General features: G+C 70.1%; 20 protein-coding genes. 9 read left to right on the top strand and 11 right to left on the bottom strand.

Features of this window, described 5'->3' with window-relative positions; genetic code table 11:
• Window positions 1-13: 13 nt before the first annotated feature.
• Together OG452_RS06740 and OG452_RS06735 are read right to left on the bottom strand one after the other, a co-directional pair.
• A complete protein-coding gene (locus OG452_RS06740) occupies window positions 14-1,807 on the bottom strand; it encodes a nickel-dependent hydrogenase large subunit (RefSeq protein ID WP_327294707.1) in 1,794 nt (597 codons plus the stop codon).
• A gap of 34 nt (window positions 1,808-1,841) precedes the next feature.
• Entirely contained in the window at window positions 1,842-2,897 is a 1,056-nt protein-coding gene (locus OG452_RS06735) for a hydrogenase expression protein HypE (RefSeq protein WP_327294706.1), read from the bottom strand.
• 352 nt (window positions 2,898-3,249) lie between these two features.
• Between OG452_RS06735 and OG452_RS06730 the strand changes: the two genes are divergently transcribed.
• The gene (locus OG452_RS06730) at window positions 3,250-3,579 is read left to right on the top strand and encodes a hydrogenase maturation nickel metallochaperone HypA/HybF (RefSeq protein WP_327294705.1); all 330 of its coding nucleotides are present in this window, start codon (window positions 3,250-3,252) and stop codon (window positions 3,577-3,579) included.
• 3 nt (window positions 3,580-3,582) lie between these two features.
• Window positions 3,583-4,440, top strand: coding sequence for a hydrogenase nickel incorporation protein HypB (gene hypB / locus OG452_RS06725; RefSeq protein WP_327294704.1), 858 nt, complete (start codon window positions 3,583-3,585; stop codon window positions 4,438-4,440).
• 12 nt (window positions 4,441-4,452) lie between these two features.
• On the opposite strand, the gene OG452_RS06720 is transcribed toward hypB, so the two are convergent.
• The 6 genes from OG452_RS06720 to OG452_RS06695 all read right to left on the bottom strand — a co-directional run bounded on the left by OG452_RS06720 (window position 4,453) and on the right by OG452_RS06695 (window position 10,517).
• Complete coding sequence (locus OG452_RS06720; protein WP_327294703.1) at window positions 4,453-5,232, bottom strand: SDR family NAD(P)-dependent oxidoreductase; 780 nt, start codon at window positions 5,230-5,232, stop codon at window positions 4,453-4,455.
• A 149-nt stretch (window positions 5,233-5,381) separates the two neighbouring features.
• Window positions 5,382-6,575, bottom strand: coding sequence for an alpha-hydroxy-acid oxidizing protein (locus OG452_RS06715; RefSeq protein WP_327294702.1), 1,194 nt, complete (start codon window positions 6,573-6,575; stop codon window positions 5,382-5,384).
• A gap of 5 nt (window positions 6,576-6,580) precedes the next feature.
• Window positions 6,581-6,961, bottom strand: a complete 381-nt coding sequence (locus OG452_RS06710) for an amidohydrolase family protein (RefSeq protein ID WP_327299532.1) — start codon at window positions 6,959-6,961, stop codon at window positions 6,581-6,583.
• 34 nt (window positions 6,962-6,995) lie between these two features.
• Window positions 6,996-8,330, bottom strand: a complete 1,335-nt coding sequence (locus OG452_RS06705; protein WP_327294701.1) for an amidohydrolase — start codon at window positions 8,328-8,330, stop codon at window positions 6,996-6,998.
• A complete protein-coding gene (locus tag OG452_RS06700; protein WP_327294700.1) occupies window positions 8,327-9,598 on the bottom strand; it encodes an MFS transporter in 1,272 nt (423 codons plus the stop codon). The genes OG452_RS06705 and OG452_RS06700 overlap by 4 nt, the downstream gene beginning before the upstream one ends.
• A 94-nt stretch (window positions 9,599-9,692) precedes the next feature.
• Window positions 9,693-10,517, bottom strand: a complete 825-nt coding sequence (locus OG452_RS06695; protein WP_327294699.1) for a class II aldolase/adducin family protein — start codon at window positions 10,515-10,517, stop codon at window positions 9,693-9,695.
• Window positions 10,518-10,686: 169 nt separating this feature from the next.
• Here OG452_RS06695 and OG452_RS06690 point away from each other — a divergent pair, with 169 nt between their 5' ends.
• On the top strand, window positions 10,687-11,307 hold the full coding sequence (locus OG452_RS06690) for a TetR/AcrR family transcriptional regulator (protein ID WP_327294698.1): 621 nt from the start codon (window positions 10,687-10,689) through the stop codon (window positions 11,305-11,307).
• Window positions 11,308-11,323: 16 nt separating this feature from the next.
• Here OG452_RS06690 and OG452_RS06685 read toward each other — a convergent pair whose 3' ends face one another.
• From OG452_RS06685 to OG452_RS06675, 3 genes are all read right to left on the bottom strand, one after another.
• Window positions 11,324-11,710 carry a hypothetical protein gene (locus OG452_RS06685; protein WP_327294697.1) on the bottom strand — a complete coding sequence of 129 codons (387 nt, stop codon included), beginning with the start codon at window positions 11,708-11,710 and terminating at the stop codon, window positions 11,324-11,326.
• Between the two features lie 189 nt (window positions 11,711-11,899).
• Complete coding sequence (locus tag OG452_RS06680; RefSeq protein WP_327294696.1) at window positions 11,900-12,232, bottom strand: cupin domain-containing protein; 333 nt, start codon at window positions 12,230-12,232, stop codon at window positions 11,900-11,902.
• Between the two features lie 111 nt (window positions 12,233-12,343).
• Complete coding sequence (locus OG452_RS06675; protein ID WP_327294695.1) at window positions 12,344-12,703, bottom strand: SCO4225 family membrane protein; 360 nt, start codon at window positions 12,701-12,703, stop codon at window positions 12,344-12,346.
• Between the two features lie 302 nt (window positions 12,704-13,005).
• On the opposite strand from OG452_RS06675, the gene OG452_RS06670 reads away from it, so the two are divergent.
• The 6 genes from OG452_RS06670 (at window position 13,006) to OG452_RS06645 (ending at window position 17,529) form a co-directional block, all read left to right on the top strand.
• Entirely contained in the window at window positions 13,006-13,881 is an 876-nt protein-coding gene (locus tag OG452_RS06670; RefSeq protein WP_327294694.1) for an ABC transporter substrate-binding protein, read from the top strand.
• Between the two features lie 139 nt (window positions 13,882-14,020).
• On the top strand, window positions 14,021-14,416 hold the full coding sequence (locus OG452_RS06665; protein WP_164266402.1) for a cell division protein SepF: 396 nt from the start codon (window positions 14,021-14,023) through the stop codon (window positions 14,414-14,416).
• Window positions 14,417-14,472: 56 nt separating this feature from the next.
• A complete protein-coding gene (locus OG452_RS06660; protein ID WP_327294693.1) occupies window positions 14,473-15,597 on the top strand; it encodes an AAA family ATPase in 1,125 nt (374 codons plus the stop codon).
• Window positions 15,594-15,944 (top strand): nucleotide pyrophosphohydrolase, encoded by a 351-nt coding sequence (locus tag OG452_RS06655; RefSeq protein ID WP_327294692.1) that lies wholly within the window; start codon window positions 15,594-15,596, stop codon window positions 15,942-15,944. Before OG452_RS06660 ends, OG452_RS06655 begins: the two co-directional genes overlap by 4 nt.
• 122 nt (window positions 15,945-16,066) lie before the next feature.
• Window positions 16,067-16,528, top strand: coding sequence for a DUF6099 family protein (locus tag OG452_RS06650; protein WP_327294691.1), 462 nt, complete (start codon window positions 16,067-16,069; stop codon window positions 16,526-16,528).
• 80 nt (window positions 16,529-16,608) lie between these two features.
• Entirely contained in the window at window positions 16,609-17,529 is a 921-nt protein-coding gene (locus tag OG452_RS06645) for an LLM class F420-dependent oxidoreductase (RefSeq protein ID WP_327294690.1), read from the top strand.
• The last annotated feature ends 6 nt before the right edge of the window (window positions 17,530-17,535 follow it).

Below are 17,535 nucleotides of genomic sequence, written 5' to 3'. Positions count from 1 at the left end.
GTCTCCTGCGCCATCACTCGCTGCCCGCCGACTGGGTGGGGGAGTGCAGCAGTTCCAGCTTCTTGCCCTCGCCGAGATACATGTGCACGCCGCAGGGCAGACAGGGGTCGAAGCTGCGCACCGTGCGCATGATGTCGATCCCCTTGAAGTGCTCCCGGTCGTTCTCCTCGAAGATCGGCTGTCCCTGCACCGCGTCCTCGTACGGCCCCGGCGTACCGAAGTTGTCGCGGGGGCTCGCGTTCCAGGGGGTCGGCGGGTACGGGTGGTAGTTGGCGATCTTGCCGTCCCGGATCACCATGTGGTGCGAGAGCACACCGCGCACCGCCTCGGTGAAGCCGCAGCCGACGCCCTCATCCGGTACCTCGAACTTCTCCCAGGTCTTCGTCCGGCCCGCGCGGATCTCCACCAGCGCCTTCTCCGCGAAGTGCAGCGCGCAGGCCGCCGCGTACGCCTGGAAGTAGGTGCGCGCCCGGTTGCGCTCGATCGTGTTGCTCCACTTCGGGACGTGCCACTCCAGCTCCACCGGGCCCTTGAGTGCGGTCTTCGGGAGATTGATCTTGACGCTGTTGCCGGTGGACTGGATGTACCCGATGTCGACGAGCCCGGCCAGCGCGGTGGTCCACAGCCGGGCCAGCGGGCCGCCGCCGGTGTCGAGCGCGAGGTAGTCCTTGCCGTCGAACCAGCGCGGCGACATCACCCAGCTGTACTTGTCGTCCAGATCCCGCTTCTGCGGCTGCGGGTTGGTGTGCTGGTTCCACGGGTGCCTGCGGTCCACGGGGTTGCCGAGCGGGTCGTGGGTCACGAACATCTCCTGCTCCTCCCAGTCGCCGTAGTACGACGAGCCGAGGAGGATCCGGATGCCCAGGTTGATCTTCACCAGGTCGGTGGTGACCAGCTTCCCGTCCACGACCACACCGGGGGTGACGTACATCTTCCGTCCCCACTCGGTCATGTCCTGGTACTTGAAGTTGCAGTGCTCCGGGTCCTGGAACGAGCCCCAGCAGCCCAGCAGGATGCGCCGGTTGCCGACCTGCTCGTAGCCGGGCAGCGCCTCGTAGAAGAAGTCGAAGAGATCGTCGTGCATCGGCACGACCTTCTTCATGAACTCGACGTAGCGCTGCAGCCGGGTGATGTAGTCCGTCATCAGCTGCACGGTCGCCACGGTGCCCACGCCGCCCGGGTAGAGCGTGGAGGGGTGGACGTGCCTGCCCTCCATGAGGCAGAACATCTCCCGGGTCATCCGGCTGACCTGGAGCGCCTCCCGGTAGAACTCACCGGTGAAGGGGTTCAGCGAGCGCATGATGTCGCCGATGGTCTTGTACCCGTGTGCCTCGGCGTGCGGTGACGGGGTGCGGTTGGCCTGCTCCAGCACGCCCGGGTTGGTCTCCGCGACCATCTTCTCGCAGTAGTCGACCCCGACCAGGTTCTCCTGGAAGATGTTGTGGTCGAACATGTACTCCGCGGCCTCGCCGAGGTTGACGATCCACTCACCGATGTGCGGCGGCTTCACCCCGTACGCCATGTTCTGCGCGTAGCAGGAACACGTGGCGTGGTTGTCTCCGCAGATACCGCAGATGCGGCTGGTGATGAAGTGCGCGTCGCGCGGGTCCTTGCCCTTCATGAAGACCGAGTAGCCGCGGAAGATGGAGCTGGTGCTGTGGCACTCGGCCACCACCTTCTGCTTGAAATCGATCTTCGTGTAGATGCCCAGGCTGCCCACGATGCGGGTGATGGGATCCCACGCCATCTCGACAAGGCCGTCCTTGCCCTGCTTCCCGCTGCCACCCCTGCGTTGCGTCGCGGTCATTGCGCCGCCTCATCTTTCTGTCCGTTGCGGTCGGTTACCAGCTGCGGGTGGCACCGGTCGTGAGAGTCCTGCCGGGCCTGCGCCACTTCGGCTCCTGGTCCAGCGTGTGAGTGGTCATGTGGCGCAGCCGGCGCATGGTCGCGCCGTACAGTCCGACCGCGTTCGACGAGAGTTTCCCGCCGGGCGGCTCATCCATGAACGGCATGAACTTGTCCGGGAATCCGGGCATGGTGCAGCCGATGCAGATTCCGCCGACGTTGGGGCAGCCGCCGATACCGTTCATCCAGCCGCGCTTCGGCACATTGCACTTGACCGCGGGCCCCCAGCAGCCGAGTTTGACAATGCACTTCGGCGATCCGTATTCGGTGGCGAAATCGCCCTGCTCGTAGTAGCCGGCCCTGTCGCACCCCTCGTGGACCGTCTGTCCGAAGAGCCATGTAGGGCGCAGCGCGTCATCGAGCGGAATCATCGGGGCCTGGTCCGTGGCCATGTAGAGCAGATAGGTCAGTGTCTCGGACAGGTTGTCCGGCTGGATCGGGCAGCCGGGGACGCACACGATCGGAATTCCCGCCTTGGACTTCCAGTCCCAGCCCAGGTAGTCGGGCACCCCCATCGCGCCCGTCGGGTTGCCCGACATGGCATGGATACCGCCGTAGGTCGCGCATGTCCCGGCCGCGACGATCGCGGTGGCCTTCGGCGCCAGCCGGTCGATCCACTCGCTGGTGGTCATCGGCTGTCCGGTGGCGGGGTTGTTGCCGAAGCCGCACCAGTAGCCCTCGTCGTGCAACTGCTCGTTGGGGATCGACCCCTCCACGACCAGGACGAACGGCTCCAGCTCTCCTCGGTCGGCCTTGAAGAACCACTCAAGGAAGTCGTCGGCCCCACCGTTCGGCCCGCACTCGAAGTCGATCAGCGGCCAGTGCACCGCGACCTGGGGAAGGCCGGGCAGGGCGCCGAGCGCGATCTCCTCGATGCTGGGCTGTGTGGCCGCCGTCAGCGCCACGGAATCGCCGTCACAACTGAGTCCCGCATTGATCCAGAGAACATGGATCAGCGTCTCTTCTGCCTTTACCGCTGCTTCTGTCGGCATAGCGCTGCCGCCTTCCGGGGCCGGCGTTCCCATTTCCAGAAAGCGCTGGACAGGGGCGCCTGGCTCACGAGTATGTTTTCGCTCACATTGCTACCATCTAGGCCCGGTGCACGCGCCCTGTCAACGCGAGAAGAAGTCCGTATGGCACCCCCGGGCCGTGTCATTCGGCGGTGTGAACCCCGAATGCGAACCGGCAGGACAGAACCGGCGGCCCTTTCTCCCCGCGGCCGGGGCCGGATTGCGCCGCCCGAATGAACCGGGAAGCGGAAAAGGGCCGACCGAACCAACCGTAAGAGGCGCGCCCGGGATTCAGGTCCTACGGTCGTGCCACCGATGCGGGAACGAGGCAGAGATGCATGAATTATCGATCACGCAGAGCGTCGTCGACATGGTCTGCGAACGCGCCGAAGGCAGACCGGTCCGCACGGTCAGTGTGCGGGTCGGTGTGCTCACGGCAGTCGTGGCCGAGTCGATGCGGTTCTGCTTCGACCTGATCACGGCGGGCACGGTGGCCGAGGGCGCGCGACTGGAGATCGACCAGCCGCCCGGAGCGGCGCGCTGCCGTACCTGCGAACAGGACTTCGCCCTGCCCGACCCCGTACTGCTCTGTCCGTGCGGCAGCGCCGATGTGGAGATCACGTCGGGGCGTGAACTGCAGATCATCTCGATGAAAGTGGGCTGACCCATGTGCGGTACCTGCGGTTGCGGCGCCGAGGGCGGCGGTACGCGGATTTCCCTGCCCCACGAGGACCACACAGGGGCAACCGGCCGCCCGCACCACAGCCATGACCACACCCACGGGCACGATCAGAGCTCGGGCCATCACGGACACGAGGATGCCCAGGACACCGGCGAGACCGTCACCCTTGAGCAGCGGGTGCTCGCCAAGAACGAGCTCCAGGCGGAGCGCAACCGCGCCTGGCTCGCCGAGCGGCGCATCGTGGCGGTGAACCTGATGAGCTCACCGGGCGCGGGCAAGACCACCCTGCTGGAGCGCACCATCAGGGACTTCTCCGGACTGCGTCCGGTGGCCGTGGTCGAGGGCGACCAGGAGACCATGCTCGACGCCGACCGCATCAAGCGCGCCGGATGCGCGGTGGTGCAGGTGAACACCGGCGCAGGCTGCCACCTCGACGCCGGGATGATGCAGGGCGCTCTCACGGCCCTCGCACCCGGAAGGGGAGCGCTGGTCCTCGTGGAGAACGTGGGGAACCTGGTGTGCCCGGCCCTCTTCGACCTGGGGGAGAGCAGCAGGGTCGTCATCATCTCGGTCACAGAGGGCACCGACAAGCCGCTCAAGTACCCCTATATGTTCGGCGCTGCCGACCTGATCCTCATCAACAAGGCCGATCTGCTGCCTTACGTGGACTTCGACGTGGCCCGGTGCGAGGCGTACGCGCGTTCCGTCAACCCGGACGTACGGGTGCTGACGGTGTCCGCGACGACGGGCGAGGGGATGGACCGGTGGTACGAGTGGGTGGCGGCACTCGATGAGCAGCTGCTCACTGAGCCGGCGCGCGTCCCCACCGCGCCGGCTCGGTGAGCGCCCCACTGCTCAGTGAACGGAGAGCCCGCCGTCCACGAAGATCGCCTGACCTGTGACGTACGCGGAGGTGCGGCCGGCCAGGAACACCGCCGCGCCCTCGAAGTCCTCGGCCAGCCCGTTGCGTCCGACCATCGTGCGTGCGGCCAGTTCGGCTGTTTTCGCCGGGTCGGACGACAGCCGCTCGTTGAGCGGTGTCATCACGAAACCGGGCACGAGCGTGTTGCAGGTGACACCGTGCGGAGACCACGCCTCGGCCTGCGAACGGGCCAGGGACTCCAGCGCCCCCTTCGACACCCCGTAAGCGCCGCTCTGGACGAAGGCCCGGTGTGCTTGCTGCGAGGTGACGTGGATGATCCGCCCGAAGCCACGCTCGGCCATGCCGGGGCCGAACCGCTGCCCCAGCAGGTAGGGCGCCTCCAGGTTCACGGCCATCGTGGTGTCCCACACCTCGTCGTCCAACTCACCCATCGGCGGGCGCAGGTTGACCCCGGCGCAGTTGACGAGGATGTCCGGCTCGCCGAACGCTTCGACTGCCTTCTCGGCGCCCGCGCGCACGGCTTCGCGGGTGCTCAGGTCGGCGCTCACCCACGCGGCCCGGCAGCCGTCGGCCGTCAGTTCACCGACGGTGGCGGCCAGTTCGGCCTCCCTGCGCGCCACGATGACGACGCTCGCACCGGCCCGGCAGAGTGCCCCCGCGATGCTCCGGCCGATGCCGGAACTCCCACCGGTCACGACGGCCACCAGGCCGTCCAGGGAGAACAGTCCGGAAAGGTAGGTCCGAGAGGTCATACCTGCCTCCCGAAGTGAACGACCGCACCTTCCGGCACCGTGGTCGCTGTCGCGATCCTCAAGGTATTTCCTCCCGTGTCGCGCCTGCCGCCGGTCAGCAGCATCTCACCCGGTCATGTCCCTGACGGAGACCGCCCCCGGCCGCGGCACTAGGGTGCGGGGCGGACGCGCCGCAAGGCGCCGGGCGTCAGGTCGGCGAGCCGCGGGTAACCGTCCACGGCCATGATCAGGTCGGCCTCGGCGAGCAGCGAGCGCAGGACGTGGACAACACCGTCGGCGCCGCCGAGGGCCAGGCCGTACGTGTAGGGGCGGCCGATACCGACCGCCGTGGCCCCCAGCGCGAGGGCCTTGACGACGTCCGCGCCCGAACACACACCGGAGTCGAAGAGGACCGGGAGCCCTTCGGCTGCCTCCACCGCCTCGGGCAGGACGTCGAGCGCCGGCAGACCGCCGTTCGCCTGGCGGCCGCCGTGGTTGGAGCAGTACACGCCGTCCACGCCCAGATCCTTCGCGCGCCGGACGTCCTCGGGGTGACACAGGCCCTTGAGGATCAGCGGCAGCGTGGTGAGGGAGCGCAGCCAGGGCAGGTCGTCCCAGGTGAGCGGGTTGCCGAAGACGCGGGCCCAGGTGAGTGCCGTCTCGTTGGGGTCGTCCCGCCGGCCCGGGGCCAGCAGGGCGCGGAAAGCGGGGTCACAGGTGTAGTTGGCCAGGCAGTGGCCGCGCAGCTGGGGGAAGTTGGCGGTGGCCAGGTCGCGCGGGCGCCAGCCGGCGACCCAGGTGTCGAGGGTGATGACGATCCCGGCATAGCCGGCCTTCTCCGCGCGGTGGACGAGGCTTTCGGCGAGGGCCCGGTCGGTGGGGGTGTAGAGCTGGAAGAAACCGGGCGTCGTGCCGAGTTCGGCCGCGACTGTCTCCATCGGGTCGGCGGAGAGCGTGGAGGCGATCATGGGTACACCGGTGCGGGCCGCGGCGCGGGCGGTGGCCAGGTCGCCGTGTCCGTCCGGGGTGCAGATGCCCAGCACCCCGACAGGCGCCAGGAAGAGGGGCGAGGGCAGCGTCCGGCCGAAGAGCTCGACGGTCAGGTCCCGCTCGTCGGCGCCGACGAGCATGCGCGGGAGAAGCCCCCAGCCCGCGAACGCCTCACGGTTGGCCCGCTGCGTCCGCTCGTCGCCCGCGCCCCCGGCCACGTACGACCATACGGAGGGCGGCATGGCGTGCTGGGCCCGCTCCTCCAGCTCTGCGAACGTCATGGGGTACCGGGGCAGGGCGCCGGACAGGCCGTGGAGGTAGATCTCGTTCTGGTAGTCGCCGAACGGTCCCTGCGGTACTGCGGGGTTGGTCATGGGTGTTACCTCTCGGGGGTGTGGGTCGGGCGGCCGCCGAGGTAGGTGGCCGTTACGCGGACCTCGGCGCGGAAGGCGTCCGGGCTCACCCGGCGCGGATCCGTGGTCAGGACGGTGAGATCGGCGCGCATACCAGTGCGGAGCATGCCGATCTCGTGCTCCGGATGGAGCTGCCACGCGGGGTGGACGGTGACGGCGCACAGCGCCTCGTCGAGGGTGAGGCGTTCGGCGGGGCCGTGTACGGGGCCGCTGGGGTGGGCCCGGCGGGAGATCGCCGTGGCGACACCCGAGAGCGGGTCGGTGGGTGAGCAGACGCCGTCGTTGTGGAGGGAGACCCGGTGGCCGGCGTCCGTCGCCGACCGGGCGGCCGTCCAGCGGGCCGCGATGTCCGGGCCCTAGAGGAGAGGCCTCCGGTGAGGATCAGTTCCGGGGTGCCGGACACGGGCCTGTCTCCTGTTCCGCCGCGCGGGGCTGGGGTACCGGGTGGACGCCGGGGGCGAGCCAGGGCGTCGCGGCGGTGAGCAGATGGCGTATGCCGAGGCCGATGGCCGGGTCGGGGACCGGGGCGAACCGCGGGGAGTGGTTGTGCGGTATCTCCGCGGGGACCCCGTCGGCCGGGAGGTCGGCGTCGCCGAACGCCGCTGGGTCGAGAGCGCCGAAGATCCAGTACACCGATGGCGCGCCGAGCGCCGCACCGAAGGCCCCGAAATCCTCGCTGCCGGTGAGGGGCTGGTCCAGTGCGACCACGCTCGGGGACCCGAGCGTGGCGCGGAACGCACGCAGCACGGTCTCGGTGGCCTCCGGATCGTTGACGGTCACGGGGAATTCGGCGAGAGCGGTGATCTCGGGTTCCTTCGGAGCGCCCGACGCGGTGGCTTCGGCGCGGACGATCCGCCCGATCGCCGAGAGGAGGCGGTCCCGTACGGCCGGGGTAGTGCTCCTGACGCTGATCCTGAGATCGGCGGTGTCGGGAATGACGTTCTCCCGGGTGCCCGCGTGGATCGATCCCACGGTGAGGACGGCCAGTTGGTCCGCCGGCATCTCGCGGGCGACGACGGTCTGCAGTCGCATCACGACCGCGGAAGCCATGACGACGGGGTCGACGGTGGCCGCCGGGGTCGATCCGTGCCCGCCCCTGCCGAACAGCCGGACGGCCAGCGCGTCCGACGCGGCCATTACCGTGCCGGGCCGGGTACCGACCAGCCCCACCGGCGCGGGCGCCGCGTGCTGGGCCAGGCAGACGTCCGGGCGCGGGAAACGGTCGAGGAACCCGTCCGCGACCATCGCCGGCGCCCCGCAGTCCTCCTCGGCCGGCTGGAAGACGGCCACGACCGTGCCCCGCCACGCCCGGCGGTGGCCGGCGAGCTGCCCGCAGGCTCCCAACAGGCAGGTCACATGCAGGTCGTGCCCGCAGGCGTGCATGACGGGCACCTCGTTGCCGTCCGGGTCGATGCCGGTCACCGTGGAGGCGTAGGGCAGACCGGTCTCCTCCCGTACGGGCAGCGCGTCCATGTCGGCGCGCAACAGCACCACGGGCCCCTCCCCGTTGGTCAGCACGCCGACCACGCCGGTGCCGCCGACGCCCTCGGTGACCTGCCAGCCCTGGGCACGCAGCCGGGCGGCGACGACGCCCGCGGTGCGGAACTCCTGGTGGGACAGCTCAGGTTGGGCGTGCAGGTCGCGGTACAAGGCGGTCAGATCCGGCAGTTGCCGGTCCAGGCCGGCCAGGAGGGCGCCGGGCGGTGCGGTCGTCATGAGGGCTCCTTGGCGATACGGACGGACAGGGCGGGCGGGGCGGTGCGGCGCAGGGCAGCGGTGAAGCCGTGCGTGTCCTGCGGTGTGAGCAGGGCCATCACGATGGTGAGGACCGGGCCGAGGGCGAGTACGGCGAAGGCGACTTCGAAAGAGGCTGCTTCGGCGATGGCGCCGAGGAGAGGCGGGACCGCCATACCGGCGAACTGCCCGCCGATGACGACGACGGAGCTGCCGACCCCGACGAGCTCCGGCGGCAGACCGCGCAGCGGCACCGCGAAGATCGGCATGTAGCAGAGCGAGACCGCGAACACGGCGACCGTGCCGCAGGCGATGGCACCCGCCAGGCTCGGCGAGAGCGCCATCAGGCACAGCGCGACCGCCGCGACGGTCATGGCGGGAACGATCACCCTGCGGTGGTGCCCCTCCATCCGGTCGGACAACCGTCCGCCCAGCCAGGTGGCGACGGCCGTCCCGAGCGAGGGCAGCGCCACGAGGACGCCGGCGGAGGTGAGGGACAGACCGCGCTCGCTGGTCAGATAGGACGGGATCCAGGTGCTCAGGCCCCAGACGACTGTGGCGTACCCGAAGAGCATCAGCGAGAAGCGCCACAGCACGCCCATCCGCAGGACGTCCCGCATCCGGACCGCGTCTCCCGCCGCGCTCTCCAGGCCGTGGGCCCGGGGCGCGGGCAGCCGGACCCGTACGGCTGCTTGGACGGCGGGCAGCCGGGCCCGTACGGCGAAATGGACGAGGACGCCCAGGCCGGCCGCCGCGAAGAAGGCCCAGCGCCAGCCGAACGCGGCGGCCAGCGGAGGCACGGCGAGCGGTGCGGCGACCGCGGCGAGGGCGTTCGAGCTCATGATCGTCCCCTGCGCGCCCATCCGTTCGGCGACCGTGGTCCGCTCGACCAGTGCCTTGGTGGCCGCGGCGGGGAAGACCCCCTCGGCCGCCCCGAACACGAGACGGATGAGGAGTAGGGCGGCGAAGGACCAGGCGAGTCCGGTGAGCGCGGTACACAGCGACCAGGCGAGCAGCGCCCAGCAGGTCACCCGCTTCGCGCCGAACCGGTCGGCCAACATGCCGCCCGGTATCTGGAAAGCGGCGTAGGCGACGAAGAAGACCGAGACGACGAGCCCCTGTTGCCGGAGGTCGAGGGAGAACTCCTTGCCGATGACCGGGAGCACGGTGGCGATGGCGAGCCGGTCGACGTAATCGATGAACCAGGCGGCGAACAGCAGCGTCACCGTGGTCCTGACGAGCCCGCTCATCCTGGGCTTCGTCGTGGGATGCACTGGATCGGAAGAGGTACGGAGGAAGCGCACGCGGTGGTCCTCTCGGGAGGTGAGCCGGCCGCCCCGGCCGTCAGTCGAACAGGTCCGGCTGCTCCTCGGTGATCTGGTCCCACAGCGGGCGCAGCTGGAACCAGCCCGACAGCGGGCTGCCGGTCTGCTCCCGCACCTGGAGGGCGGTCTCGCGGTCGATGGAGTACGGGGTGCCGGCCGCCATCGCCAACAGCTGTGCCTGGCAGGAGCGTTCCATCGTGATGAACCACCAGGCCGCCTCGGCCACGCTCTGTCCGACGGTCAGCAGGCCGTGGTTGGCGAGGACCACGGCCTTGTGCGGGCCGAGCGCCGCGCCGATCCTGCGGCCCTCCTCCGTGTCGTTGACGACGCCGCGGAAGTCCTCGTAGAGCCCGTGGTCCTCGAAGAAGGCGCAGGCGTCCTGGGTGAGCGGGTCGAGGCGGCGGCGCAGCGTGGAGAACGCCTTGCCGTGGATGGAGTGGGCGTGGGCGGCGGCGACGACGTCCGGGCGTGCCCTGTGGACCTCGGAGTGGATGCAGAAGGCGGCACGGTTGACGGGGCGCCGGCCCTCTACGACGGCGCCGGCGTGGTCGACCAGGACGAGGTCGGAGACCTTGATCTGACGGAAGCTCATCCCGAAGGGATTCACCCAGAACCACTCGGGGTTCTCCGGGTCGCGCGCGGTGATGTGTCCGGCCACGCCTTCGGAGAACCCCAACATGCCGAACAGGCGGAAGGCGGCGGCGAGTTCCTGCTTGCGGTGCAGCCGCTCCTCGGCCACGGAGTCGAACGTGGGCGGGAGCATCACCTCGAACCCGGGCGGGACCGGGCCTATGCCGGTGTGCGGTGCCGCGTTGGGCTGCTGTGCCGCGGTGGACGTCTTCATGGGGTGGCCTCCTCGTCGAGTACCGATGAGTACCGGTGAATACCGGTCGGGGTACGTGAACGTGCTGGCGTGCGAGATACGGATCCGTATCGGATACAGATCTGTATCGAATACGGTGCTGTATCATGCGGAGAGTCGCGCCGAGGTGTCAATGGCCGGGAGGAAATCCATGCCGAAGGGGCCCACCAAGCGCCGCCCGCAGACCACCGCGCGGCTGCTCGAAGCGGCCCGGGAGATCTTCGCCGAGCGCGGTTTCTACGGAGCCTCCATCGAGGTGATCTGCGAGCGGGCCGGGCTGACGCGGGGGGCGTTCTACTCCAACTTCCGCACCAAGGAAGAGCTGTTCTTCGCGCTGTTCGACCTGCAGGCACAGCGGGTGACCGAGCGGCTTGCCCGGGCGGTCGACGAACTCGACACCATGGACGACCCGCTGCGGACCCTGATCGCCCGCATGAGCGCCGTCGACGAGGCCGAGCGCGGATGGTTCCTGCTGTCCACGGAGTTCACCCTGCACGCCATCCGGCATCCCGAGGCGGCACGCACGCTGGCCGAGCACGACCGCCTGCTGCGCGAACGGATCGTCGTCCTCCTCGGCCGTCTCTTCGAGCGCCTCGGCCGCACACCGACCGTCGACCTCGACTCACTGGCCCGCCTGACGACCGCCCTTCACGAAGGGGCGCTGACCCAGAGCCTCGTCGAATCGGACGCCCTGCCCCCGGAACACCTGGCTGTCACGTTCCTGCCGCGCCTGCTCGACGTCGTCTCGGAACCGGACGCCCGCCCGGAGTGAGGGCGCACACCACGAATTACCTGGTGTCCGTGGAGCCCTGCCCCGGCGCGCCGCCGGGCCGCTCCCGGGCCGTCGTGGGGTCCTCGGACATCCCGTCGGCCATGAGCAGTGACAGCACCAGCACGACGAAGGCGGCGCCGAGGCCCACGCCCGACCATCCCGCCCGCTGGATCCGGGCGGATCCGCAGGCCGGTGCGGTGTCGCGGTGGTCCGCCAGCGCGTCGTCGCCCGCAGGGTTCAGAACCGAGCCGCAGGCCACCTGCACGGTCGATTTCATCTCTGCGTCCTCGGACGGGTCGGGCACCCTCGGGGACATCGGCAGGAACAACAGGCCCACTGCTGCCACCGCGATCAGCAGGGCGAGGGTCGCCCCGCCTCTGACGACCGCGGGCAGCCTGCCCAACGACCGTACCGGCCGGGCGCGTTGGGGTTCTCCCGGTATACCGTCGTGGTCGCCGCTCACTGCCGTACCCCCGCTGCCCGTTCGGCCGGAAACACTCCGGCCGCTGAGGCTATCCTGCGGGCCGCTCGGCACCGGCTCCGGTGCCGAGCCGCAGGTGCGGTCGCCCGCCAGGCGGCGCGCCCGGGGCCGTCAGAGCAGTTTGGCCACGGTCAGCAGAATCGCGGAGTCCTCCAGGGCCTCCACCCGGTGGCGGTTGTCGGGCACGATGATCAGGTCGCCCTGGCGGCCCTCCCAGGACAGATCGCCCGCCGAGAGCCGCACCCGGCCCTGCAGTACCTGCACCGTGGCCTCGCCGGGATTCTCGTGCTCGGCGAGGTGCGAGCCGCGCGTCATCCCGATGACCGTCTGGCGCAGGACCTTCTCATGACCGCCGTAGACGGTGTCCGCTGTGTGGCCGCCACCGGCCGTGGCCGCCAGTTCGATCTGCTGGCGGGCCAGGGCTTCGAGAGAGAGTCTCTGCATGCCGTCATTCTCCCGCATCCGCCCGCCCGGGCAACGCGGACGGGACCGGGGGACGGGATTGTCCGGCAGGAGCCGGGCCGGGACACCCGGCCCGGTACGTCAATGAGTACGTCACCGCACAGAGGCCGCACCAGGGCCGACATGCCGAGTGCTGCTGGGTCCGGATCCGGAGCCGGGCCCGAAGGCCCGGCGGACGATCAGGCTGATGAACGTCGAGTTGACCAGCGCCGCAGCCACGAGCACGACCCACGTCAGCGGTGCCTCGACGCCCGGCAGCAGCAGAAGCAGGCTGGTCGGCAGGGTGAGCAGGATCGGGTACACCCCGGAGAACGACGCGTCCGGGTGCGAGACCAGCGTGGTGTCCACCCACACCCAGACCAGCAGGGCCGCGATGACCACGAGGTACCCGCGCGAGACCCAGTCACCCGCCACTGTCCGGCCGATCCGCCGCACCAGGCTCTTGCCGTTCATCGTCTCTCCACCACCGTCGTGTCGTTGTGCCCGGAACCGGGAAGCCGCACCTGCCTGTCACGCAGGCCCCGCGTGTATGTGTCAGTGGGGGCGTATCCCCGCTTCCCTCCGCTTCCAGGCTGCCGGAACCGGGCGGCCGCGACGTGAGTACGGCTACTCAACCGTGGCCGAGTACGGGGCGGCGCGCGAATCCCGGACGTGGGCCGGTCCGCTCCGAATGCCGTACACGCGAGCTGGGCAGGTACGGGTGTGCGGCGCCCGGAAGGCCGGACGGCGCTGACCCGGAGGAGGCGCGAAACGTCATGGAACCAGCTGGCTGGCAGTTCTCCGACGACCGTGGACAACTGTCGACGGCCGGACGGACACCGTCGCGGGTGACGGCGTACATCCGGGCCGGAGCCACTCTGTGGGACCACGGACTGGCCCCGCACGCGGTCTTCGGCTCCCTGCACGACGGCGCGGCGGTCGACCCGGCGAAGGCGGGGTCGCTGCCGCCCGACGACGTCCGTTATCTGGGGGCGGGCGGCGCACTGGACCTGGAGGCGCTGCTCAGCGGCGGTCCGGACCTCGTGGTAGCGGTCAGCTACGGCGGCGGCCAGGTGTACGGACTGGACCCGGACACCGCCAAACACCTGGAGGAGCAGGTCCCCGTCGTGGTCATCGACGTGGGGCAGACCCACACACTGGACGGGATCAGGGGCCGGTTCGGCGCGCTCGCCCGCTCGCTGGGGGCCCGCGGCGACGGAGAACAGCAGCGGCTGCTGGATGCCGCACACCAACGGCTCCGCGTGGCGGCGGACCTGCCGTCCCGGCCGGGGGTCCTCGCGCTCTCGCCCGCCGGGCCCGACCAGGTGCATCTCGCACGCCCCCATGCGTGGCCCGAGTTGCGCGAGCTGACGGAGCACGGCGTCAGCATGGTGCGGCCGCCCGAAGGCGCGGGTGCGAACTGGGCCACCGTCAGCTGGGCGGAGGCGGCGGCGCTCCACCCTAATGTCGTGCTCGCCGACGTCCGGTCGAACGCCACACCTCTCGGTGAACTGCGCGCCAACGACGAGTGGCTGCGCCTCACCGGCCGGGCCCGGGTCCTGCCGTGGAATCCGGAAGCCCCGGACAGCGCCCGGTCCCACACCCGGTTCTTCACCTCGGTGGCCGAGGCACTGGAGGCGGCTGTGAACTGAGTGCGCGGAGTGAGCGGCGGAGTGAGTGCGCTCACACCCGGCGCTGATCAAGGCACTCACACGTGTCGGTGTTGGGCCGAACGGGTGGTGGGGGTCAGAATTGGCTGATGCAGATAGAAAGCCCAGCCGAGGTGGTCCGGTGAGCAGGTACGACGAGTACGACGTCACCGACGAGCAGTGGGAGGGGCTCGCCCAGGTGGTGCCGCTGCGGGGGCGCAACGAATGGCCCTCGCGAGTCGATCACGAGACGATCCCCAACGAGTACGCGGCCGAGCAGCGCCGTTTCGTGGTCCTGCGTGTCCAGGTCTTCGCGGACGCCCGTGAAGTCGCCGAGTACCTCGTCGGGCAGGTGCCGGTGCTGCTCGACCTGACCGGGGCGGAGACCGAAGTGGCCAAGCGCATCCTGGACTTCAGCAGCGGCGTGGTCTTCGGCCTGGGCAGCGGGATGCACCGGGTCGACAAGAACGTCTTCCTGCTGGCCCCCGCCGGCATGGAGGTGGAGGGGATCGCGGCGGCCGCAGTCCCCCGATCGTAGGAAGGTCATGCAGACGGAACGGTTCGCCAACGTGACGCGTGCGTACGGTCCGGACCATGGACGCAACCTACGCACGCCCCACGGTCACCGAACTGCGGCTCTCGGCTTTCAAGTCGCACCGCGGCGCCGCCTTTCCGCTCGCCCCGCTGACCCTGTTCACCGGGGCGAGCGGGAGCGGTAAGACGAGCGCGCTCCAGGTGTACGAGGCGCTGGCGCGGCTCGGCGCTGGGGACGAGCTCGGTGAGGTCTTCGAGGACCCGGGCAGCTGTGTCCCGGAGTGGGCAGGCGCGGACGCGCAGGGGCGGCGGGGTTTCCGGATCGGCTGCACCGTCGACGGCCCGGCCGGCCCCGTACACCTCGATCTGGCGGTGCAGGCCGAGCCCGAACTGCGCGTGGTGGGTGAACGGCTCACCGCAGGCGGCCAGTTGCTGCTCTCCACGGCGCTGCGTGATCCGGCGCGCAGGACCGTGCAGGCCGCCTGGCACACGGCGGGCGCGGTCCCCGTGACCCGGGCGCCGCTGCCCGACGACCGGATGGGGACCGCGCTGCTCCCGCTGCGGGTGGCGGGCAAGACGGAAGGACAGCTGAAGGTGCTGGCCGCTGCCGAGCAGGTGGTGGTGGCACTGCGCTCGGTCTTCGCCTGCGACCCCCAGCCACACCGGATGCGCCGTCCGGTGGCCGCCGGTGCGGGGCTGTTGCGGCGGGGGTGCGACAACCTGGCCTCGGTGCTGTACCGCACCCAGTCCGAGTGCGCGAACCGGCACCGGCAGCTGGTCGCGGCGGCACGTGCGGGGTGCACGGGGCCGGTGGCGGGGCTCGCGGCGGAGGAGTTGACGGACGGGCGGGTACGGGCGGTGCTCGGCCGGGGCAGCGGTGCGGGCACCCCGGTGGAGCGGCTGGGCGAGGGTGAGTTGCGCTATCTCGCGCTCGCCCTTGTGCTGCTGACCGGGCCCGGCGTACTCGCGGTGGATCCCGCGGGCGAGGTGCCGCCCGCGATGCAGTCTCTGACGGTGCTGGCCGACGGGTTCGACCGCTCCCTCGATCCACGGCAGGCGCGTGAGCTCACCGCTCTAGCCGCGGCGATCTGCGCCCAGGGCCACATCAGGGTGGTGGGCACGGCGTCGGACTCTCGGTGGGCCGGTGAGCTGGCGGGTGTCTCGGTGGTAGACCTGGGCGCGTGACAGAACTGGACGTAGCGCAATTGCAGCGCCGGCTGGCCGAGTTCGCCGCCGCGCGGGACTGGCAGCCCTACCACACACCGAAGAACCTGGCCGCGGCACTGAGCGTGGAGGCGTCCGAACTGGTCGAGATCTTTCAGTGGCTGACGCCCGAGGAGTCGGCGCGGGTGATGGACGATCCCGGGTCGGCGCACCGGGTGGCGGACGAGGTCGCCGACGTCTTCGCCTATCTGCTGCAGTTCTGCGAGGTGCTGGAGATCGACGTTCTTTCGGCACTTTCAGACAAAATTGACCGAAATGAGTCACGTTTTCCGGCGAAGCGCACCATGGATCGTCACTCTCCGGAGTGAGTGAGTTATCAACAATGCGTCTTGCGTCCACAGATTTCCGAATTCCTCTGGCTTTATGGTCCAGCTGCCCTCACTCTGGGTAATGAAAGGGGAGACGGTAAGTCATACGAACGGGGACAGGGATGGACGGGGTGCGGCTCATCGCAATCAGCCGGGACGCTCTGGCACGGAGCCTTCCGGAACGGGACACCATGGTGGAGGCGTGGCAGGCGCAGGCGCTCTCCGGCGCCGTGGGCGGGCATCTGGCGCTGCGTGGTCCGCAGGAGTTGCGGGCCGAAGCGCGGGCGCTCAGTGAATCGGGCGGCCGGGGCTGCGGGGCGCTCGAAGTGCCGACGGTGCGCGGCGGACTGATACGGGCCGCGCAGCTGACCGAAGTATGCGACGTGCGGGAGGTGTTGACGGCGCTCGGGGTGCTGCTCGGCGAGGTGGGCATCGCCCTGGTCGGTGTCGCCTGCGGGACCGACGACGAGTCCGTCTACTGGCAGTGCATCGAGGCCATGGACGCGGCGGACGAGTCGGGTGACCGGGTGCGCGGAATGCTGCGGAAGCTGGAGGAGCGGGACGCGGAGAGGTCCCCGAGGTAGAGCCGGAGGAATCGCCGGACACCCGCGGGGCGGGCACTGCGGGAGACCTCGGGGGACGGTCGAAGGTGCAGGATGGATGCATGGATCTTCGAATCTTCACCGAGCCCCAGCAAGGGGCCGACTATGACACTCTGCTGACCGTCGCCAAGGCAACCGAGGACCTCGGCTTCGACGCCTTCTACCGCTCGGACCACTATCTGCGGATGGGATCGGGGGACGGCCTCCCCGGCCCCACCGACGCCTGGATCACGCTGGCCGGCCTCGCCCGTGAGACCCGTCGGATCCGGCTCGGGACGCTGATGACGGCGGGCACGTTCCGGCTGCCCGGTGTCCTCGCCATCCAGGTGGCGCAGGTGGACCAGATGTCCGGAGGCCGCGTCGAACTGGGCCTGGGTGCGGGCTGGTTCGAGGAGGAGCACCGGGCCTACGGGATTCCGTTCCCCAGGGAGAAGTTCGGCCGCCTGGAGGAGCAGCTGGCCATCATCACCGGGCTCTGGGAGACCAGGACCGGTGAGACCTTCAGCTACGACGGCACCTACTACCAGCTCACGGACTCGCCCGCGCTGCCCAAGCCCGCCCAGGCGAAGGTGCCCGTGCTGATCGGCGGGCACGGGGCGACCCGTACACCGCGGCTGGCCGCGCGGTACGCCGATGAGTTCAATATCCCGTTCGCCTCGATCGAGGACAGCGAGCGCCAGTTCGGGCGGGTCAGGGCAGCCGCCAAGGCGGCCGGCCGGGCGGACGACCTGGTGTACTCCAACGCGCTGGTCGTCTGTGTCGGCAAGGACGACGCCGAGGTGGCGCGCCGGGCGGAGGCCATCGGGCGTGACACGGCGGACGTGAAGGCGAACGGGCTCGGCGGCTCGCCCGCCGAGGTCGTCGACAAGATCGGCCGCTATGAGGCCATCGGGGCGTCGCGCATCTACCTCCAGGTGCTCGACCTCCACGATCTGGACCACCTGGAGCTGATCTCCTCGCAGGTCCTCTCCCAGCTGACTTAGGAGCCA

The sequence above is a fragment of the Streptomyces sp. NBC_01197 genome, assembly GCF_036010505.1.
In the GTDB taxonomy this organism is placed as follows: Bacteria; Actinomycetota; Actinomycetes; order Streptomycetales; family Streptomycetaceae; genus Streptomyces.
Note: the sequence above shows the minus strand (reverse complement) of the source record. Positions and strands in the feature narration are given on the sequence as shown.